12 protein-coding genes are annotated in these 22,535 nt (G+C 53.7%); 5 read left to right on the top strand and 7 right to left on the bottom strand.

Translation table 11 applies throughout. From position 1 onward, the window contains the following. Window positions 1–91 precede the first annotated feature (91 nt). Complete coding sequence (locus B1748_RS32885; RefSeq protein ID WP_087572199.1) at window positions 92–1,615, bottom strand: extracellular solute-binding protein; 1,524 nt, start codon at window positions 1,613–1,615, stop codon at window positions 92–94. Between the two features lie 150 nt (window positions 1,616–1,765). Here B1748_RS32885 and B1748_RS32880 point away from each other — a divergent pair, with 150 nt between their 5' ends. Beyond that, window positions 1,766–4,090, top strand: coding sequence for an AraC family transcriptional regulator (locus B1748_RS32880; protein WP_087572198.1), 2,325 nt, complete (start codon window positions 1,766–1,768; stop codon window positions 4,088–4,090). Window positions 4,091–4,298: 208 nt separating this feature from the next. On the opposite strand, the gene serS is transcribed toward B1748_RS32880, so the two are convergent. The 5 genes from serS to B1748_RS32855 all read right to left on the bottom strand — a co-directional run bounded on the left by serS (window position 4,299) and on the right by B1748_RS32855 (window position 9,940). Further along, window positions 4,299–5,585, bottom strand: a complete 1,287-nt coding sequence (gene serS / locus B1748_RS32875) for a serine--tRNA ligase (protein ID WP_087572197.1) — start codon at window positions 5,583–5,585, stop codon at window positions 4,299–4,301. Between the two features lie 540 nt (window positions 5,586–6,125). Continuing rightward, a complete protein-coding gene (locus tag B1748_RS32870; RefSeq protein ID WP_087572196.1) occupies window positions 6,126–7,094 on the bottom strand; it encodes an ROK family protein in 969 nt (322 codons plus the stop codon). Window positions 7,095–7,132: 38 nt separating this feature from the next. Beyond that, a complete protein-coding gene (locus B1748_RS32865; protein ID WP_087572195.1) occupies window positions 7,133–8,326 on the bottom strand; it encodes a glycoside hydrolase family protein in 1,194 nt (397 codons plus the stop codon). A gap of 11 nt (window positions 8,327–8,337) precedes the next feature. After that, window positions 8,338–9,213, bottom strand: coding sequence for a MurR/RpiR family transcriptional regulator (locus tag B1748_RS32860; RefSeq protein ID WP_087572194.1), 876 nt, complete (start codon window positions 9,211–9,213; stop codon window positions 8,338–8,340). Window positions 9,214–9,223: 10 nt separating this feature from the next. Then, on the bottom strand, window positions 9,224–9,940 hold the full coding sequence (locus B1748_RS32855) for an N-acetylmannosamine-6-phosphate 2-epimerase (protein WP_087572193.1): 717 nt from the start codon (window positions 9,938–9,940) through the stop codon (window positions 9,224–9,226). Window positions 9,941–10,222: 282 nt separating this feature from the next. Between B1748_RS32855 and B1748_RS32850 the strand changes: the two genes are divergently transcribed. Together B1748_RS32850 and B1748_RS32845 are read left to right on the top strand one after the other, a co-directional pair. Beyond that, window positions 10,223–11,815: an FAD-dependent oxidoreductase gene (locus tag B1748_RS32850; RefSeq protein ID WP_087572192.1), complete on the top strand. Its 1,593-nt coding sequence runs from the start codon at window positions 10,223–10,225 to the stop codon at window positions 11,813–11,815. Window positions 11,816–11,881: 66 nt separating this feature from the next. Continuing rightward, window positions 11,882–14,443 (top strand): TIM-barrel domain-containing protein, encoded by a 2,562-nt coding sequence (locus B1748_RS32845; RefSeq protein WP_256976094.1) that lies wholly within the window; start codon window positions 11,882–11,884, stop codon window positions 14,441–14,443. A gap of 69 nt (window positions 14,444–14,512) precedes the next feature. Here B1748_RS32845 and B1748_RS32840 read toward each other — a convergent pair whose 3' ends face one another. Next, entirely contained in the window at window positions 14,513–16,087 is a 1,575-nt protein-coding gene (locus B1748_RS32840) for an extracellular solute-binding protein (RefSeq protein ID WP_179215943.1), read from the bottom strand. A gap of 154 nt (window positions 16,088–16,241) precedes the next feature. On the opposite strand from B1748_RS32840, the gene B1748_RS32835 reads away from it, so the two are divergent. Together B1748_RS32835 and B1748_RS32830 are read left to right on the top strand one after the other, a co-directional pair. Continuing rightward, on the top strand, window positions 16,242–18,494 hold the full coding sequence (locus B1748_RS32835; protein ID WP_179215942.1) for a helix-turn-helix domain-containing protein: 2,253 nt from the start codon (window positions 16,242–16,244) through the stop codon (window positions 18,492–18,494). A 243-nt stretch (window positions 18,495–18,737) separates the two neighbouring features. Further along, the gene (locus B1748_RS32830; protein ID WP_087572189.1) at window positions 18,738–22,517 is read left to right on the top strand and encodes a DUF4838 domain-containing protein; all 3,780 of its coding nucleotides are present in this window, start codon (window positions 18,738–18,740) and stop codon (window positions 22,515–22,517) included. Window positions 22,518–22,535: the final 18 nt, after the last annotated feature.

The following is a 22,535-nucleotide window of genomic DNA, read 5'->3' as shown; positions in this document are numbered from 1 at the left end:
CTCCTATAGCCCGATTTTCTCGGGCTATTGCGCCAGTCAGCCCCCCGCAGCATTACGAAAAGGCCCTCCCATACACCCGGGAGGGCCACTATTATTTCGCGTTGTACGCTTCCGTATATTCCTTTATAATATCCGATCCGCCCTGCAGCTTCCACCGCTCTACTTCCCGGTAGAAGCCATCCTCGTCCAGCTTGCCCAACATATAGTTGTAGGTGGCGTCGGAGATAATCTTGTACAGCTCCACGCCGCGCTCGTCATAGGTCTTGGACTCCAGCCCGTTAGTGGGATCCGGCACGATAAACTTCTCGTTGTCCGCCGTATACCTCTCGGCTTCCTCCTGCAGCGTCTCTTGCTCGCTGACATCCTTGACGTTGGGATTGCTGAGATCGGCGATCATGAGCACATACAGTCCGCCCGCCTCTGTCGTACGCTTCTGCGTCATCTCCTCGGGCAGCAGCACCTTGCCGTCCTTCAACAAATAATGTTTGTCCTCCATGCCGTATTTGAGCAAATTCGCTACATCGCCATCCATCGTCCGGTCGTAAAACGCCAGAATGTCCAGCAGCTCTTCCTCGGTGCGGATCGCCTTCTTCGAAAACAGATAAAGCCCAAAATAATTCGGAATCGACCAAACCCGATAACCCTCCGGACCCTGAATACGGTTCACCAGCGTAAATTTCGCCTTCGGATTAAACAGTTGGGCCTCATCGGACAGACGCTGCACGTCCTGCATGCTGCCAATGTATACGCCCGCCATCCCGCGAATGACGAAGTCGCGCTGCATCTCCTTGCTGGTTACCGCAAATTCCTTGTTGACGAGCCCTTCATCATATAATCTTTTCATGTAGTTCATCGTGTCGAGATAAGCGGCGGATTCGAATTCTGGTACAAGCCCGCCCCCCGCGCCATCCGTTCCCCAATTATTAGGCGTCCCGAAATAAGAGCCCAGCGTCTTGAACGCGCCAAACACAAGGTCGTTCCGGTCCACCAGGCCGAAGGTGTCGTGTTTGCCGTTGGCATCGGGATCGTTTTGCGTAAACTGCCGGATCACCTCATACAGCTCCTCCAGCGTAGTGGGTTTGGCCAGCCCCAGCACGTTCAGCCAATCCTCGCGGATGATGATGCCCTGTCTGGACGAAGGCCGCTCCGTGTATAAGCCATAAAGCTTGCCGTCCACGGCTGTCTGGGCAATGATACCTTTGTCGAGATGCTTCAGGTTCGGAAAACGCTCCAGATAAGGACCGATCTCCCAGAAGGCCCCGGATCGGATCGAATTCTTCATGAACATGTAGTCCGTATGTTTGGCGAATGTTACCTTTTTGAGCGAATTCGTCGTCAGAGCGGTATTCATCTTGTCGGTGTAGATGCCGTCCGGCACCCAGTTGATCTCCAGCTGCGTGCCCGTCAACGTCTCCAGCTCGTTCATCGTTTCTTCACTCGGCGAGTGGGGGAAGTGCAGCGGCGCCATAATCGTTATAACGGGTTTGTCGTCTCCGCCGCCGCTCGACTTTTTGTCATCGCCGCCGGTGCAAGAAGCGCATAATAGAAGCAGCGGCAAAATGGTCAGCATGAGCTTGCGGAAGCGGCAGACAGCTGGTCTCTGTAACCCTGACATCGAAATCCCCCTTGTACTTGCGGCCTGCAGCCGACATAATCTAAGCTAATGATCATCGCCAGAGAAGATGATTATTGTCCCGCATGTATGCGTTTACTAAAATAGTGGTAACAGCGACGCAATCTAGAGAGAGAGAAGGTGGAGAAGTCCGTGCGTTCATTGTCCTTTCTTAGCAAGTTGACGATCTTCGGCTGCCTGCTTGGCACCCTTCCGGTTATCTTCATCGGGGCGTTCTCCTACATGACGTCATCCAAGGAAATTCAGGAAAACGTCGCCAGCGGCAATCGCCAGTTGCTGATGCAAATTAACTCCAATGTAGAGCAGAAGCTCACGACTGTCAACCACACGCTAAATCAGGTGATTCATTCCACCGTCCTGAAGCGTGCCATTCAGGGGCCGCTGTCGGTTGACGACTTCATGACCTATAACGATATCCAGAATGAGATCCGGTATATGCAATCTTTTGACACGAAGCTGGAAGATGTCATTCTGATTAACGAGCGCCACAACTGGATGGTCAAAAACTCCGGTCTCTATGCGTTCGACCGCTACCCTTTCCACGAACAGCTGGCTTCGCTGCGAAATACGCCCGAGGGCGTGTCCTGGGTGCTGACGCCTTCGGAATGGTTCTACTCCGAGGAAAATGCCCGCGGCACTGCCGCTTGCCCATACAGTATCAGCCTGGTGAAGAAGCTTCCAACGTCGGGTTTGGAGAAATACGGCCTCGCCGTCGCCAATATTCCCGCCTGCAGTTTGCAGGATCTCGTAGAACTGGAGACGTCGGAAGCCACGCTTGCGCACATGATCATTCTGGATGAAGAAAACCGGATCTTGCTGCATAGCGACCCTTCCCTCATCGGACAGCCGGCCGAGGCCGCGGGAATGCCCGCCGATCGCCTGACCGACGCGGCAGGGGACTTCGTCGTAGCAGGAGAGCAGGGCAAACAATCCGTTACGTATTACCGTTCCGAGCTTAACGGCTGGCATTACCTGTCGGTCTCCTCCATCTCGGCCATGACCAAGGAATCCGTCAAAATCGGCGCCTACACGCTGTACATCTGCCTGTTTATGCTGCTGGTGTCGCTGCTTCTTGCCTGGATCGGATCCCGCCGCATGTACTCGCCCATCCAGCTTCTGCTCGCCCAGGTCGGCGAGCGCATGACGGACGGACGCGCGGACAGGCGGAGCCGTAACGAATTCCAGGTCATCAGCGAGCGCGTGCACGGGTTGTTCCAGTCCAAATCCCAACTGGAGAAGGAGGTCCAGCAGCACGTGCAGCAAGCGCGCGCCTTCTTTCTGATGCGCGCGCTGCAAGGCAACGTTCGGGGAAGCTCCATGCCGGAGAAGCTCCGGCAGTTCGGCTACGGCGAGCAGCTCGAGAGCTGGCGGACTATGGCCGTCATGGCGCTGCAGATCGACTTTCAGGAGGACAGCCGTTATACCAAAAGCGATCTGGAGCTGCTGCTCTTTGCTGTCCAAAATATCGTAGAAGAGCTGGTGCCGTTGCAAGGCCGACTGGCTCCCGTTGCCATGGACGGCACAATCGTCGTCGTGGTTGGGAGCGTCACCGAGGATGCCACGGGGTTCTCCGAGGAAATGTATGCCGTTACGGAGCAGGTACAGAGCCAGGTTGCCGGTTACTTGAACGTGCAGATCAGCATCGGCCTCAGCCTGCCTTTCACGGCCTTCGACCATCTCTCCGTTGCCTGCCGCGAAGGGATCGAAGCGCTTAAACAGCGGATGAAGCTCGGTACGGGCATTATTATTCAATACGAGCATTTCGAGCAGCAGGAGGGCAAGCCGTTTTGGGGCATTGGCTACCCTTCGTACATCGAGAACGAGCTGCTCGACGCGATCAAGCTGGCCGAGAAGGACACCTCCAAGGAGCTGCTGAAGCAATTCCTGCAAGCCGTGTTCGCGGAGGAGCACAGTCCGCAGGAATACCAGATTCCGCTCGCGCGGCTGCTGAACAGTCTGCTTGTCGTCATGCAGGAATCCGGCGTCGGCCTCGGTCAGATTCATCCCATGAAGAGCTCGCTGCTGGAGGAGCTGCTCAAGCTGCCTACGCATGCGGAGATCGAGGAGTGGTTCTGGACCGGAGTCGTGCATCCCATGGTGAAGGTGTTCCGGGACAGACGCGAGGCGCAATACCATAACATTTCGGAGAAAATCATCGATCTCGTCCAGCATCATTACGATTCGGATCTGACGCTTGAGGAATGTGCGGCACGTCTGCATTACAACGCCAATTACTTGAGCAGCGTCTTCCGCAAGGAGACGGGCCATTCGTTCAGCGAATATTTGACGATGTACCGGTTCAACATGGCGAAGCGCTGGCTGTCGGACAGCGAGATGCCGATCAAGGATATCGCCGCGCGGCTGCGCTACAACAACCCGCAGAACTTCATCCGCTCCTTCCGCAAGCAGGAAGGCGTCACTCCGGGCCAGTACCGCGAGCGGAAGCGGAGCGGGTAAGGAGCGGGTAAGGAGCGGGTAAGGAGTAGGCAAGGAGCCGGTAAGGTGCGGGTTGGAAACCCGCTTGGGCGGAGGGAGAGGCATATAGCCTTAACGAAACGAGCAACGTAGAAAAGCCAAAGAGCCCGGACGTGCAGGTAGACAAGCCTGCCCGATCCGCACCAAGCGCAGCTCTCGACTCTTGGCCGTGCCAGCTACCGCCTGCCTCTTACCTCTCCGGAACGCCCAGCTCCGCCCTGCCGCCCATATAGGGACGCAGCGCCTCAGGAAGGTAGATCGAGCCGTCTTCCCGCTGGTGGTTCTCCAGCAGCGGGATCAGGATGCGCGGACTGGCTACGGCCGTGTTGTTGAGCGTATGGCAATAACGAAGCGTCCCCTCCTCGTCGCGGTAACGAATGTTCGAGCGGCGGGCCTGAAAGTCGAGCAAATTCGACGACGAATGCGTTTCGCCGTAAGCGCCCCGGCTCGGCATCCAGGTTTCCAGATCGTATTGCTTATACGTCTTTTGCGACATGTCGCCCGTACAGACCGCCATCTGGCGATAAGGCAGCTCCAGCATGCGGAGCACCGTCTCGGCATGCCCCGTAATTTCTTGAAGCATGGCCTCCGAATGCTCAGCGTCCGCTCGGCAAATGACTACCTGCTCCACCTTGGCGAATTGATGCACGCGATAGAGACCATGCACGTCCCGCCCCGCCGAGCCGACCTCGCTGCGGAAACACATCGAAGCCGCGGCCAGCTTGATCGGCTGGTCGACATCCACAATCTCGCCCGCATAGAACATGACGAGCGGCACCTCCGACGTCCCCACCAGGTAGCGCTCTTCTTCCGCAATCCGGTACGTCTGATCCTCCCCTTGCGGGAAGAAACCGGTTCCCTTCATCGCTTCCGCCCGTGCCATCAGCGGCACATCCAGCGGAGTGAAACCTCGCCCCACCAGCAGGTCCAGCGCCATTTGCTGGACGGCGCGATGCAGCAGCACGCCCGTACCGGTCATATAATAATGCCGGCTGCCCGCCGTCTTTACCCCTCGCTTCACATCGACAAGTCCGTGCAGCTCCGCAAGCGCCATATGATCCCGCCATTCGAAGTCGAAGACCAGCGGCTCTCCTACCCGCTTCAGTTCCACATTGTCCTCATCCGACTGCCCGATCGGCGTATCCGGCGATACGATATTCGGCACGCGTTCAGCCAGATTCTCTACGGCGAGCAGGACTTCTTCCAGCTTTCGCTCCAGCTCCCCGATGCGGCCGTTTATTTCCCGCACTTCGGCGCGTCCTCGTTCCGCTTCGTCACGGTTGCCGCCCCGCATCCATCCGCCGATCGACTCCGACAGCTTATTGCGACGCTCTCTGAGTCCATCCGTCTCGCCTTGCGCCTTCTTCCTGGCGTCGTCCGCCTCCATCAGCTCCGCAATCGACAATTTGATTCCTTTGAGATCCGCCGTCCGCTGTACTTCAGCCGCATGATCCCTGATCCACTTCATGTCCAACATCGTGACACCGCTCCTTTGTTTGTTAGGGCGTGTCTGAAAACCCGCTCGGGGGCATCTTTCACCGCCTTTCCGCCCCCTGCTTCGTCACTTTTGCTTGACGTACCCCCGGTACGCCTTCACAAAAGTTCCTTGCATGGAACGAAAATTCGGCAAAATCTGCTCCCCTCGAAGTATTCAGACACGCCCTAGCTATGCCTCAAACCTTCAAAAAACACAAAAAGCGCCCTCATCCCACTGGGACGAGGAGCGCTTATACTCGCGGTGCCACCCAAATTGACCAGACAGACAATGGCCATGTCCGATCCTCTTTGTTCCGCGGTAACGGGCGGATTCCGGTAAACTTAGGAGGACGCTTGACCGAAGCGGCGCGAGATCAATCACGCTTGCTCCGCACCTTGCGGTACTTTGAGCTGCTATCCTCTTGACGAGTACGCCTCCGAGTTGGATTCTCTTCACGGGCATAATGTCGAATTCGATTTTTACGTATTATAGCTTATGCGATCGGTCTTGCGCAAGTCTTCGAACCGAATACGGCTTCGACTACGACCATCCTGCATTCCACTCGTCCAACGCCAATCGGGCGGCCCCAAGCAGTCCCGCTTCATTGCCTAACACTGCGGGTCTTACGCTAAGCGCTTGCTCCGTGCAGGAGCCAAGCCGCGCCAACAGGTCCCTCCACCACAATCGATGCGTATCCATAATTCCGCCGCCAATGATGATTAGCTCCGGATCGTACAAATTCTGCAGAGAGACCAGTCCGGTTGCCAGATCGGACACGAATCGGCTTATAACGACTCGCGACTGTTCATGTCCCAGCTCCAGTTGCCGCATCAGCTCGCGACTGTCCCATCCGCTGTCCACGAGCTTCGCCGAACGGTTGAGGGCCGTTCCGGAAGCATATTGCTCCAGACAGCCAGACTGACCGCAGTTGCAAGCCTTGCCGCCGGGATGCAGGATCATATGTCCGATTTCTCCCGCTCCGCCGCGCGGACCCGCAATCAGCTTGCCGTCATGCACGAGAGCTCCCCCTACTCCGGTACCCAATGTCAGCAGCACATAATGCCTGGCATCCCGTCCAGCACCCAGCCAACCTTCTCCCAGCGCAGCCGCGTTGACGTCGTTGTCCACGAATACAGGCAGCGACAGCCTGGCCTCCATTACCGATTTCAACGGCGTGCCCATCCAGCCCGGCAAATTATCGGTCGCATAAAGTACCGTCCCCGTTTGCCTGTCGATTCGGCCTGCCGAGCCGATGCCAAGCGCTCCGATTCCCCCCCTATAATCGTTCCGAAGCTGACCGACCACTTCCTCCATGCAGGCGAGAATAGCCTCTTTGCCCTGGTTCACGGGCGTCGCAGCTTGAGCCAGTCCGATTATCGCGCCATCCGGGCTTATGATGCCCGCCTTGATGTTGGTACCGCCGACATCCATTCCTATGACATGCATCCCGTCCTTGCCAGCCGCCGCGCCCTCCTGTGCTTCAACCCTTGAATCATCTCTGCCGCTCAACTCTCCGCCCACCTTTCACTTGCCGTAACCGAACTGAACTACTTTTGCGAAAGCTCATGCAAGCGCAGCAAACCAAACATATTATTCGTAGCGGTCCAGCCGGTATAAACCGAATACATGCCGCCTTCGTCGATATGGTTGTTCTGGTCGGCCCTGCCGTCCCATTGCCGGGTTGCGGCATTGTAGGAGCCGCGCCAAGCTCCGTCCCACAGCGGCGATTCGCCTTTGCACTGGATGTCCGTCAAGAAGTTTGCCAGCTTCCGCGCGCCTTCTTCATAGTTAACATCGCCGGTAGCCTGCCACGCCTCTATGAGCGCCATCAAAGCGAACCCTTGCGTATAGACCAGATCGCATAGATTTTCGTTGTTTTGCAGTGCGGCATCTTTCGTCTGGGCGTCATTGTTCAAGATTCCGCCGCTTCCATGCTGCAAGGAGAGCGTATAGGCGCCCGCCTTCTTCAGCGCTGTTGCAAAACGCTCATCCTTCGTCAGACGGTACGCCACGCTGAAGCTATACAGCGCTTTGGCCGTCTCGGAGGACAGAGGTCTCCAATCTTCGGTCAGTTCCAGCTCGTAGGATGTCTTTATCCTGCCGTCTTCAAGCTGAAGCGCGAGCAAATAATCGTAAGCTTTCAATGCCGCCGTTTTGTACTTCTCTCCGCCTGCAGCTTGATGCAGAAGCAGGAAGCCGGCCGCAAGCCACAGCACAAAGTCCGGCCCTTTCGCAAGCTCCCACGTTTTGCCGTCCTTCCGCACAAAATTGCCTTCGGAACGCTGGATGCCTATCCAGTAATCGGCTACTTTCATCGCGCTTTCCAACAGGCGCGGATCCCGGTCGATTTCGTAGGCATGGAGCAACGCGATCATAATCCGGCCGTTGTCATTTTGGTAAAGCTTTTTCCCCGAATCCGTTACAGTATTCCCCTCTACCAAAAAAAACGGAAAACTCCCGTACCATACAGACAAAGGATCGTTATCCTGCACGCGCAGCACCCATTCCTTGATCTTCGCGGCCAGCTTCGCGTAACGATCGGAGCCGGTGATCCGCTCGTACACCGTTAAAGTTCTGAGCAGCTCCGTATTGCAATCGGGCCTGACCCAGTTGACCCTTATATGCTCATTGATCCGAATCCGTTCGTACATGCCGTGATAGCCGCCGTCGAACGTCAGCATTTGCGACTCGATCCACTCCATGCACGTTTCTACGCTTGTCAAATACGTTTGGCTGTTCATGTCCTGCCTCCTTAATATAGCTTGTCCGCTACGGCATTGGCCGTCTTCATGATCGCTTCCGAAGTCCTCTCCCTGGAGAGAGACTCTACAATGGCGGACAACATGTCAATGGCCTGGATTTGCGCGATTTTCGTCGAAAGCGCCCCTCCCTGAAGCGGCGATTCCTTGGTGGGCACCAACAAAATCGCATCGGCAACCTGCGTAATCGGAGACCTGGCGTGACTGGTCAGGCAAATGACGGTGGCGCCGCTCGCCTTCGCCTTCTTGATCGGATCGACCAGATCCTTGGTGCTGCCCGACGTTGAGATGCCGAACACAATATCGTCTTTGCCTAGCAGCGACACCGACATCGCAATAATATGCGCGTCTTGTTGCACCGTCACGGGCAAGCCGAGCCGCATGAACCGGTAATACGCGTCTTGGGCGGTAATGCCCGACGAACCTACGCCGATAAAATGAACCCGCTTGCCCGACAGTAACCACTCTGCAGCCTGCATCAACGATTTCGGGTCCAGCAAGGCTCTCGTATCCGCCATGACCTTCGTATGAATGGCGGTGACGCGGTTCATGATGGAGAGCGGGTAGTCGCCCGCCTCCTCCGCCTCCTCCTCGGTCTCCGCTTTCACCGCATTTAGCACCGTAACGGTGATCGACAGCTTGAACTCATGATATCCGCTAAAGCCCAAGCTCCGACAGAAGCGAATGACCGAGGTTTCGCCAACGCCGGCCTTCTCGGATAGATCCGTTACCGTATAATGAACGGCCGCTTCCGGATCGTTCAGCACCGTATCCGCCACTTTCTTTTCGGCTTTCGTCATGGACGAATATAAGCTGGAAATCGTTAGCAGCGTGTTGGCATTTCCCTTGATTGATGTTTTTTTCTTCATTTCCCCCCACCTACTTCTTCCGGGCTGGTTGCGAATGTTCGCCGAAACCGCGGATCACATGGACAAACTGTTTCGTAATCTCCCGCGGCCGCGTGATCGCCGTCCCGACGACTGTCGCGTACGCGCCGGCGCGCAAACATTCGAGACATTGGTCCGGCGTCCAAATCCGCCCCTCCGCCAATACGGGAGTGCGGTTCAAGTCCGCGAGCCGCTTAACCAGCGCAAGATCGGGTTCCGATTGTTGCTCGCTATACGGCGTGTAGCCGGACAATGTCGTCGATATCAGATCGGCGCCCAGCTCCATCGAATGGACTCCCTCCTCGAACGTAGAGATGTCCGCAACGATTGGCACCTGCGGATAAACCGCCTTGATTTCGGCAATAAATTCGGCAATGGTTCTGCCGTCCGGCCTTGGCTGCGAAGTTGCGTCTATGGCGACCATATGGACTCCGGCTTCAACGACAGCCTTCACTTCTTCCATCGTTGGCGTAATATACACTTCGGAATTGTCGTAATCGCGCTTGTATAGTCCGATCAGCGGCAAAGACACCGCTTGCCGGATTGCCGCGATATCCGCCGGAGAATTGCAACGGATCGCGACAGCGCCCCCCTGTTCCGCCGCCACGGCCATTGCCGCCATATGCGATGCTCCGAATAACGGCTCATCCTCCAGCGCCTGGCACGAGACGATACATCCATGCCTGAGACTTTTGATCATTGCATTCATGGGTTCACCTGCCAGTTATGATTTAGTCCCATTCTAGCATATGCCTCTGCAATAAAAAAGAATTTTTCTCTTTTTTATTAATTATAAAAAGAAAATATTTTTATTTTGTTCACCTCTATCCTCTACCGGTAGCCGCCGTGAGAACTCTCGCTTCGAGAATGAAAACTACATGATTCCAAGGTCATCAAAGTATCATTTTTGGTCATCATCTTCACTTATTCCAGGATCTTGTCGGAGATATAATGTAGGGGCATTGACTATATAAATTCGGAGGGTGAAACTATGTTACGCGAAACGAATGCCGATGTCATTATTATCGGGGGGAGTCTGGGCGGCTGCGCTGCCGCTCTTGCAGCAGCGGCTATGGGGAAAACGGTCTTGATGACGGAAGAAACGGCCTGGATTGGAGGGCAATTGACCAGTCAGGCGGTTCCTCCCGACGAGCACCAATGGATTGAACAGTTCGGTTGCACGTCGAATTACCGTAAGTTTCGTAATGGAGTAAGGGAATATTACCGAAGGAATTTCCCGCTGTCCGATCAAGCTGCCGCGGATCCGCTCCTTAATCCGGGCAACGCCAAGGTTAGCCGCATAAGCCATGACCCCCGAGCAGCGCTTGCCGTACTTCTGGAAATGCTGGCACCGTATATGTACAGCGGAAAGCTGGTCGTGATGACGCATTGCCGGGCGGAAGCGGCGGAGACGGATGGGGATCGCATACGCTCCGTCACATTGCGGAACGTATTATCGGGAGCACGCACGATCGCTGTAGGGCAATATTACCTGGATGCCACGGATTGCGGGGATCTGCTTCCGCTTACCGGAACGGAATACGTTACGGGGTCGGAATCCCGTTCCGAGACAGGAGAGCGGCATGCGCTTGACGGCCCTGCCGATCCCCAGGACATGCAATCCATCACGCATTGTTTTGTCGTCGATTATTTGGAAGGCGAGAATCATACCATCGACAAACCCGCCGATTACGAGTTTTGGCGATGGTATCGTCCCGATTTTTGGCCGGATCGATTGCTAAGCTTGGCCGGTGTTCGACCAACTACCCTGGAGCCCGTTTATTACGATTTATTGCCGGGAGGCAAAGGTTTGTCGTTCTGGGAAGGCTTCTCTTTGCTTACTTATCGGCGTCTTGCGGACAAAAACATTTTTTTGCCAGGCACTTTTCCCGGGGATGTTAGTGTTGTCAATTGGCCGCAGAATGATTATTTCCTGGGTTCGATCATAGATGTCAGCGAAGAGGAGAAATCCCGTCATCTTTATCAAGCCAAACAATTGAGTTTGTCGCTTTTATATTGGTTGCAGACGGAAGCGCCGCGACCGGACGGCAAATGCGGATATCCGGGATTTCGTCTTCGTCGGGATGTCTTCGGAACAGAGGATGGTATGGCTCTGTATCCCTATATTCGCGAGTCGAGAAGAATCAAAGCGGAATTTACTATACTGGAGCAGCATATTAACCCGCAAGACCGATCTGATGGCCAGGCGGAGAATTTTCACGATTCTGTTGGCATCGGTTACTATGCGATGGATCTTCACCCGAGCACCGGGAACCGGCATTATATTCATTTGCCGGCTCTGCCATTCCAGATCCCGTTAGGCAGCATGATTCCTGTACGAATGAACAATTTGTTGCCTGCTTGCAAAAATATTGGCACGACTCATATTACGAATGGCAGCTATCGTCTGCATCCGGTGGAATGGAACATCGGGGAAGCGGCAGGCGCTCTTGCCGCGTTCTGTCTGGAAAGGAAGGAGACGCCGCGCAACGTGCGCAACAACCAAAAGCTGTTGACGGAGTTTCAAACCGTATTGCAACAACACGGGGTCGAGCTTGCCTGGCCGGAAAACATCATGAATTGAAATCGCATACTATTGGAAATGTGCTAAAATGAACAAAAAACCGTCGGGGGGATTTTTGTGAAAAGCATGTTGACTTCGGAAACCATTCTAACCGGGGAAGGGATGTATCTGCAGATTGCAGCGGCAGCTCCGTTCGCCTTCCATGTTCGAGTGAGCCGGACAGACTGCTTTGACGCAAGTCCCCCTTTGACTTGGCTCGACACGGATCGTTCGATTCCGCAAGTTGCCTGCCGGGTTACGGAGCAAAATGAGGAAAGAGTCAGTCTTAGCGTGGAAGAGGCTCTCATCCAGGTCAATCGGCGCACGGGGGAGATCGCGTTTCGGGACAAAGGGGGCCGTCTGCTGACCCGACAGGACCAGCCGGCTTATGGGGGCGATCCGGATGGCTTCGAAACGGCGTTTGTTTTGGCGGAGGAGGAGCGCCTGTACGGATTGGGCGACCAGTATGACACCCCGCTGATGAAGAGAGGTCATAAGATTTCTATTCGTTTGCGCGACAATCGTGTACATGCCCCAATCCCGTTCATTATGTCGACCGCCGGCTGGGCATTGCTTGTCGATAGCGACCGGGAACATGAATTCGATGTCGGTTGCGACTTGCCGGACATTTTGCGCGTTCGCGGGAAGCAGGAAGAACTGGCCTTTTATTTGATAGCCGATCGCGATCTGGCCGGCTTGCTCGACAAGTACACGAAATTGGTCGGCTCTTCGTATATGCTGCCGATCTGGGCATATGGGCTATCATTCGTCTGCAATCGGCAGACGACGGCGCGCGATATGATTGAGGACGCTTTGAAATTCAGACGCGATCATATCCCTTGCGATATGATCGGGCTGGAGCCCACCTGGATGGACAAACCTTTCGATTACGGGACATCCATCAATTGGCACCCCGATCGATTCTATATTCCGGCATGGATGCCGGAGGGCGCGCACACGTTTCTGGGAGTTCTGCAGACGATGGGTTTCAAATTAAGTCTTGGTCTTCCGCTCCGGGAAAATTCCGATATCGGGGAACCCTCCCGCCGAGATGCAAAGTGGTACAAAGATCTGGAGCGTTTTGTCGCTCAAGGTGTAGACGGGTTCAAGCTATGCACGGAGGTTCAGATAGGGGAGCAAACGTATCCTCCTTCTCTCCCGCAAAAACCGGAAGATTCTTCTAGCTTGACACATCCGGGTTCAGTGAGCCGCATCCTATTCGAAGGATTCGCGGGACAAACGGGTCGTCGGCCGATGATCTATTCGCCAATCGGATATACGGGCATTCAAAAATATGCGGCGATGTGGTCGGGAGGAAGAAGCTCGCCGCATTTGACCGTTCTCAATATGGGTTTATCGGGTATACCGCATATGAGCGTCGCTATAAATCTGCATACGCCCGAGGGAATTCACTTTGGTTTTTTTCAGCCGTGGGCGAACGTGAACAGTTGGGCATATTGGCGCCACCCTACGCTTCTCGATCAGAATCTGCTGGACATTTTCCGGAAATACGCTGTATTGCGTTATAAGCTGATACCTTATATCTATTCTGCGGCGCACACCGCCGTTAGTAACGGGTTGCCGATTGCCCGGGCGATGCCGCTGGCGTTCCCGCACGATTCCCGTTCAGATTCACTGCCAAACCAATATATGTTTGGAGACAACCTGCTCGTCGGGGTATTCACGGACCGGGTGTATTTGCCTGCCGGCGAATGGTTCGACTTTTGGACCGACGAACGATATTTCGGATCAAGCGAGGTTGTCTGTCGCCTTCCCGCTCATGCGGGTGGTCCCCTGTTCGTACGTGCCGGGTCGATCATACCGATGTGGCCGGAGATGGACTATGTCGGGCAGAAACCCCTCGATCGGTTGGAACTGCATGTGTACCCTGGCAAAGAAGGCGAATTTACCTTATGCGAAGACGATGGGCAGACGTTTGGTTACTTGCAGGGGGAGTCGGCGATTACAAAAATGACTTGCCATGTCAACGAGGAGCGCATATTGCTGGAGATTGAGCGGCGGAAAGGTCAATATGCCGGAATGCCGAAGCAACGAATCTGGAGCGTTGTTTTTCATTCTGCGGAAAAGCCGTCTGCAGTGACCGTTGACGATTCGGAATGGCGCGAGACGACAGCCGGGCGCAAGGGGCTCCCTCCCGACTGCTGGTCCTATCAACGGAAATCGAGTACGCTCCGGATGACTCTGAATGAACCGGAAAACCAGTTGACCGTACGTGTCGAATTGTTGTACGGCGCTTTGCAAACGACGAAGGAGAAACCCCGGCCTGACCATGCAAGGCGTACGGCCACGGAATTGGAGAATAAAGTCGAGGTCGGACAAAACTATAAACTCGCAAGCCAGGTAACGGATATGATCAAGCTCGAAATTGACCGTGAACTAAGGTTGCATGAGATCGCTTCGCGCTTGCATGTCAGCCCTGCCTATTTGAGCCGCTGTTTCAAGAGAGATGTCGGGTTATCCTTTTCCGACTATGTGCTGGAGCAGAAGATGGCGCTGGCCAAGGAACTGCTGTTGTCCGGTTCTACTGTCGCGGTTGCCTCGAACCTCACCGGCTACAAGGAAACCAGTTATTTTATTCGCGTGTTCCGCAAATATTGGGGAATGACTCCCGGCGAGATCAAATTGTAAGGACTTATTGCAAATGCGGGTCGGCAGCCATCCGTTTGGAGCTTCGTCCCGCGACAGTTCCCCGCCATGTTAACGATTTATGCGCGCAGCCCGAATTTTCTCCTCATACTGACGAAAAATTTGATGTCCTTCGTAAAAGTCCATAATTTCCTGACGATATTCCGGCCAGTATTCCCCCGATTTGTCGGAGAAAAGCATCTTGACCTGCAATTCATTTTGCCTCGAGCGCATAGCGTCAACATCTATACCTAGAGGGGGAGTGAGCGTAGTTCCCAATCCTTCGCGTACAGGAAAGGATACAAGCGAGCGGTAAACCGCCTTATCCCGCTCGGTGATCCGAGGGTCTAAAACGGTAAGCCCCAACACTTCGGGAGTTCGGGGAGTGAAAAAGCTCCATATTTCAAATAGATCTCCCCTTTCTTGCACGTCTTTTTCAATAGCATCCGTCATTAACGTAATCGTGTTTCCTTTACGCGTGTAATGTTTTCCTTCCATGCCGTAATGGGTCAGCAAAAATCCTTCTTCGCCTGCCATCCAGTCAAGAATATCGACGATCCTCTTTAATTTTTCCGGATTCTGACCTGCGGCGTTATTGGAAAACACAAACGAATAGTCGGGTGTGACGCTTGTTCGCAACGGCTGATTGCCGAACGGGTTAAAGGGCACCCAATCCGCGGCAGGGTTGCTCTCCTTACTGCGCGCCTGGACGCTTCTTGGGTTGGAATCAAATGCGAAATCCGCCGTTTCGCCCATGATGACCCCCACTTTGCCCTGAATGGCTTTCTCCACGGGTTTGTTTCCCTTATTCAGAAACCAATCCGGGTCGACCACTCCTTCGTCGATCACGTTAAGAATGTCATCGACAACTCGTCCGACACGCAGGTCCGTCTGCATATCAACCAGATGATCGTCCCCGTAGTACGACGGGAATAACAATCCGTTCTTGACATATTCCGGCCATTCCAGCGAGATGGATACCCCGTTCCCGGCTGTCGAAAAACCGTAGGTATCGTCGAGGCCGTTCTTGTCCGGATCGTTGAAGGTAAACGCTCTCAAAACATCGACGTATTCCTCGTAATGGTTCGGAATATCCATGCCGAGATTGACCAGCCAGTCTTTTCGTATATAATAAGCCCGGTACGATTGTTTGTCATAAGGAACCGGAGCACGCGCAAATTTATTCTGCATCTGGTATTCGCGCAGTTCCTTTTCACTGATCCAGTGCTTAAAATAGTTGGGCATGGTATCCGGCGCAATGTAGTGCGTCATGTCCGCCAATACGTTGTCCAGTATATATTTGGCGCCTCCGTCCGGTCTGGAGACCAGCCACATATCCGGAGGATCGTTGGAAGCGAGCAATGAAGCGATGGTTGAATTGTATTCATCGCCAGGCGCCATCACGGTAACATCAAGGTCGACATTAAATCGCTTTTCGATCTCCTGCCGCACGACATCGCTCGCCGGATCAGGCAAGCGGGCTGAGGATGGAGCGTCGATAAATAGATTCAAGGAAAGTTTGTCCAATGAATGGTATGCCGTCGGGGATACGGGAGTCTGGGCATTGCCGCTGTCCTTCATCCCGAAATTGATCAGGATAACGCCAAGAATCGTGAACAGGGCAAGACTCATTTTGACAAATTTCACTGCATCTCCTCCCACATGCCATGCTGCTATAATCATACTCATTATAGCAGACAAAATAAACAAAATTTCATCCATAGCAAAGATTATTCGTTGCAGGGCTATATCATTGAAGGTAGAATGTGTCCTAATAAACTACGAAGCTCCGGAGGCTCCTATGCGAATCAATCGGTTAAACCGAATCCAGTTGTCCTATTTGCCGGTTTTTTTCGTCATCAGCTTAAGCCTGTTGTTTATCGCATATTTGACTCTGAGCGAGGTTAGCAAACAATCTGCGCATAAGGCCAACAACATGTTAGCCCACAACGTGATGCAGATGATCGACAATTCGTTGCAATCGATTGATCTGGCAATAGACCGGCAATTGCTCGAGAATGATATGATCTCTCTTTTTTTTCAAGAAACATCTATTCGGGACAGGCAATATTGGGATTATCGTACGGCAATCGTATTGAATGAGCTGCTGGAAAGCCATCCGCTTATTGACTCTATCTATTTGTACCGGACAAGGGACAATATGGTTTTAAGTCCCACAACGTTTATCAGGCTGGATGAATTCGGAGACAAGCAGTTTGTTGGCCGGAAGCTTTCTTCGCTGCAGCCGTTCCGCTGGACGAGCAACCGCGAATATCGCGAGCAATCGGGAGATTCGACCGTTGATGTGGTCAGTTTGGTCAAGTATGCCAATCTATCCGACCGCAGTTTGGTCGTGGTTAATGTCAGCACGGAACGATTAAGCCATTTGATTCGCGGGATGACGCCGTCAGGGCTGAATTATTTCGAGCTGTCGGATGTCGACGGCGGGGTTGTTGCTACGCGTGATTGGCCGAATGCGACGAAGGAACGATGGAGAGAACGCCCGGAGAGCGGCGCGGAATGGTCCAATGCCCAATCCGAGTATACGGGGTGGACGGTTCGAAGCGGCGTTTATGAAGGAGGCATCATGCAGTGGGTGTCGACCCTGTTTTACGTATGGATAACGCTCGGGTTTCTGACTATTGCCGGGGGAATAATATGGCTCATCTTTGTAACGCGCCGGAATTACCGGCCGATTCAAATGATTTCGCAGCGCATGACCGAATACTTTCAGCAGAAGCGGCAGGAACTGACGCTTCCCGACCGGGACGATGAATTGAAGTATATCGAGACAGCAGTCAACAAACTGCTTGATCAATCCAGCTTGCTGCTTGAGCAGAACAAAGAAAATCTCGCTTACCGCAAGCGGCATGTGTTCCTGCAATTGCTGGAAGGAGCGGTTTCAGGACAAACGATTGAATGGCGGCAAGAAGTCGAGCAGTTCGGCGGGGCGATCGATCATAGCAGATTGCTTGTTGCCATCGTCGAAATTGACGGTTACCAGGACATTTCCGGCAAATATACCTCCCGGGATCTGTACTTGCTAAAGCATGTCATGTACTCGGCGCTTGATGAAATGGCGGAGACGGAAACATGCCGCGTATGGTCGGAATGGATAGAGCGCCATCAGCTAGGCGTGTTGTTCATTATAGAACATGACGGGAATGCAGACGAACAGGCGCTTTCGCTAATGGAGAGATTAAAAGCATGGGTTAATCGGCATTTGCCTTACACGGTTACGGTAGGCGTAGGAAACTGGCAAGAGGATGCCGCCAATGTGGTCGAATCGTACGAGAGCGCGTTGGAAGCGCTGAATTATAAAGCCTCTCTCGGCATGAACCGGATTATCAAACACACGGATATCGCCGCCAAACCGCCGCTTGAAATCCTTAAGCAATCGCAGCGCGTCCGTGCCGTCGGCCAATCTTTTCGGTCAGGGGAAGTGGACTGGGAACGTCATTGGCACGAATTGTTCGAGGAATGGCGCGAACAGTTATTTACAAAAGACGAGTTGCTCGGGATGTTAAATTACCTCATCTACCAGTTGCACAAAGAAATCTCGGAACTTCCCAAAGAATTTCAAACGATCTGGAACGATGGACCGCATGCGCAATTAAACGGAATTATGGGACGGCAGGAAACGTTGGATACGATACAAAAAGAATGTTTTGGAGTTCTCCAGGATACTTTCAGAAGAATGAGCGATTTGCGGGAGAGCAAACATAATCATCATTTGATTCGCGGCGTAAAGCAATATATCCATGAACACTACAATGATTCGAATCTGTCCCACGCCCATTTGGAAAAAGAGTTTGGTTTGACTGCCAGTTATTTGAGCCGGCTGTTCAAGGAGGAGTTCGGGGTTAAATTTATTGACTACTTGTCGCAGACCCGGATCGAGAAAGCGATCGAGCTGCTGAAGGCATACCCGGACAAGACGGTTCAGTCCATCGCGGAGGAGGTCGGCTATATGCATGGCATTACGTTTATCCGAGCGTTCAAGAAATATACGGGAAGCACGCCGGGCAACTATCGGAAGGACTTGATTCCATAGATTTCAATTAAAGTCGCACCGGTCAAAAAACGTCGCAGAAACGGCTTCGAAGCTTTCGAGGCCGTTTTTTAATTTTTGTCTATACGGTCAAAAAGGCTATATATACGGGTAAAAAGGGAGGTGTTATGGTTAGTCCCGGGTGACGGAACTGCATTTGGAAAGCGAAGGGGGAGCGCCGTTGAATTAATATGAAAAGGCTTTCGGCTTTAGAAGAACATACTTCTGCTTCAAGGAGGATGATCCATGCTTTACGTTAAACGGTATGCACGAAACGTTGTAACCAAGCTGCTTGTTGTCTTATTGTTGACTTCCACTCTGTCGCTTGGAGGTTTTCAAGCACCCGGGAAAATATACGGGGCTACGCCGCGGATAACGGACATCGATTCTTCTTATGCCCGGAAAGAAATTGAGCAATTAACGGCGGCAGGCATTATCAATGGGTACAAAGACGGTACGTTTGCTCCTCTAAAGCCGATTACGCGAGCGGAGCTGGCGAAAGTCATGGCGCTTGTATCGGGTTTGCCGGAACAGCCCGATGAAGCCAATAGGTTTTCCGACGTTGCGGAAGGCAGTTGGCATCGCGGCTACATTGGCGCTCTTGTCGCGGCAGGCATTGTCCAAGGGACGTCGGCTTCGACTTTCTCGCCGGACTCTTATGTGACAAGAGAACAATTGGCCGTTTTGTACATTCGCGCTTTTGGACTGGAAAAACAAGCGCTCAAGGAACGGAACGCGGTGAAGTGGTCCGACGCCGGAAGCATTGCCGATTGGGCGAAACCTTATGTCGCCCTGGCTTTCCGCATCGGATTTTTGAAAGGGATCGCGGGTAACGATGGATCGCTCCGTTTCGCACCGCAAGATTTTGCGGAGCGCCAGGCGGCGGCCCGGCTCGCATTCGAATTTATGACGAATTTTGAAGCTTACAAACAAGCGGGAGAAGGGCAGAACGAACAAAGCCCAACAACGGCTCCCACGTCCACGCCGGAACCGTCCCTCAATCCGTCGCCGACTCCTGCATCATCGTCCGGACCGGCCAACGAGCCAACACCGGCGTCAACGCCCGTGCCCACGGATGAGCCGACATCAGAGCCGACGACGACGCCTACGCCGGAGCCGACGTTGCCGCCGCTGGAGATTGTTCGTAACGGACAGGCCAATGCGGTAATCGTGGTGGACGACACGGTTTATGAGAGTGAAGAAATACCGGAGCCAAACGGCATCCGGGGCTGGAAACAAGAATACGGGACAGGAAGTATTGCCGTAAGCGACGAGCGCAGCCACTCCGGCATCAAGAGCCTTCATATCCAAGCCGCGGATAACGGGTCCTACGGGATAATAAGCGATCCCGTCGCGATAACCGGAGGAGTCTCCTATACGCTCTCGGCAGCCGTCTATCGCGAATCCGGCAGAGATCCTCAAGTCTTTATTCGTTACTATGACGCCAATAAAGTCAGGATCGCCCAGCAAGGATCAATCAGGGCGATACCATTGGCCGAATGGCAGAACGTGTCTTATACCGCCGCGGCGCCGCCATCGGCAGCCTACGCGGCGGTGATCCTGTTCACCAGCATGGCTCCTGCCAATCTCTACTTCGATGATGTAGCGCTGAAGTCGGCCAGTGACGAAAACATGCCGATAACGAATCCGGGTTTCGAGCCGATCGTTTCCAGCAGCAGCCCTGCCATTGATACGCTTGTCGAATACGTGCATAAATCGACAAACACCCTTTTGCCCGTTCTAACGGAAGCGGAATATTTGAGCGAAGGAGTCGATCCGGATACGATCGTGATTCGTCTCGGCACCGCCCAAAGCGTTTCAGGCAATGATCCGGCGCTGGATGTTTTGCTGGAGGGGCTAAGTCGCGACGGCTTTGTTATCTATCCGCAAGAACATCAGGTCGTCATCGCAGGAGCCGGAGTTTGGGGAGCCGTCAACGGCGTCAACAACTTCTTGGAGCGATATGCCGGCGTGCGCTGGCTTATGCCCGGACCTGACGGCGAGGATATTCCGCAGCGCAGTGACCTGCTGGTTGCCAGAGATATCGTACGCGAAGAACCGGCATTCGATTTTCGGGTGTTCAGTCCTCTGCATGCCAAACCGAACAACAGCGTAAGCGTGTGGCAGGAGCAATACAAATGGGCGCAAAGAAACGGAATGCAAGGTTTCTATAACGCTCCGATCAGCTTTCATCACAATATGTATAATTTATTCCCAATATCCAAGTACGGAGTGAGCAATCCGGAGTTTTATCCGAATGGCATACCTCCGGCAGCGAATTCGATACAAGGATGGCAGCCGTGCTTTTCGAATCCGGATACGATCGACGCGGCGGTTACGGAGATTCTTGCCTATTTCGAGGCGAATCCAAATTCGCAATCGTATTCGCTCGGTACTAACGATGGAAACGGTTTTTGCGAGAGCGACCCGGTTCCCGTCTACTTCAATTGGGTCAATCAGGTTGTAGAGCGCGTGCTGCAGGTTTACCCGGACAAGTGGTTTGGATTTCTTGTTTACCAAGCGATTGACAGACCGCCATCGTTCCAGTTGAACCCGCGCGTTATTCCTTTTATTACGAAGGACAGGACGGCTTGGCTTGATCCGGATCAGAAAGCACAGGATTTGGCGGCTCATGACAGCTGGCTGGAGGTTACGCAGCAGGTCGCCTACTATGACTATATTTATGGCAGTCCCTATCTTGTGCCGCGCGTATACCCGCATTTGATGGCGGACAATTTCCGAATTGCCCATGATCGGGGAGTAACATCGCTATACGCCGAGCTGTATCCGAATTGGGGCGAAGGAGCAAAGGCATGGGTAGCGGCGAAGCTGCTTTGGGATCCCGATCTGAACGTCGATGCACTGCTCCAGGAATGGTATTCGCGGGCGGTTGGCGAAGCAGCGGCTCCCTATCTGGAAGATTATTATGAGCATTGGGAACAATTCTGGACGGAACGGGCGATCGAGGAACCCTGGTTTTTGCCCGGCGCCATTTATCAAACCTTTCATAATCCTTCTTATCTGAAAGCGGTCACAACGGAAGACATCGCGATTAGCAGAGGGCTGCTGGAGCAGGTCGTTGCGAACGCGGGCACGGTTAAGCAGCAGGCCAGAGCAAATCTGCTTATGAAAGCCTTCGAGTATTACGAAGCGTCCGTCCTGAGTTATCCGCAAGCCAATGAACCGCCTGCCGATACAGCCGCAGCGCTCGTCTTGCTGGAAGAAGCGGTAGACTCCTTTGAAGAAAGGCTGGACATGGCCGAAAAACGGGTTCTGTTGCTGGAGCAATTTAGAAGCGATCCGGCGCTCTTTCAACCTTTTGATGCCAGATCGTTTAATCAGTTGATGTGGTCGGGCTGGAATGTCGCCGAGTTTTGGCAGCTCGTCGAATACATGAGGGAACAGGAGCCAAGCGGCGGACCTGTGCGGGCTCGCGCAGCCGATCTGTCGTTGACACATGCCTCCCTCCGTGCCAGAGAGTTTGCGACCATGCTGCTGCAAGCGGTATCCGAGCCTAACCTGGTGCAAAACCCATCCTTCCAGAATAGCGAGGTCGGTGATGCGACAAAAGCGCCGCCGTGGGAGCTGTTGTCCCGATCGACATCGTCTCGCTCCATCCAGCGCGTGGAAGGAACGGGATATACGGATAACGCGAGTATGAAGGTTTATGGGAAAGGCTGGGGCGGTCCAAGCCAGGTGATTGCTGTCCAACCGGGTTTGGTAGACTTCTCGTTCCATTACCATATACCTGCAGGCGGCAATACGTCGACGAGCATGCAGTGGGGATTCGACTTGCTGGATGATCAAGGCAATTGGCTCAATTTCAGCACCGTGCGTTCTCCGGTGACTGCTCTGGAGGATGCGGAAGGCGTATGGCTGGAAGCCCGGCTTACAGGAGAAATTCCCGCAACGGTTAACGGTATAGCAGTAGGTAAAGTGCGTCTGAATTTCCTGGTTGAAAGCGCGCAGCCGATAGAACTCTATATCGACGATGTGCAATTTTTTAATGCGGCGAGCGGCAGTTGACTAATAGAAACGATTAGG

The organism is Paenibacillus sp. MY03, assembly GCF_002165585.1.
Classification (GTDB): domain Bacteria; phylum Bacillota; class Bacilli; order Paenibacillales; family Paenibacillaceae; genus Pristimantibacillus; species Pristimantibacillus agaridevorans.
This window is presented reverse-complemented; position numbering and strand designations above follow the sequence as displayed.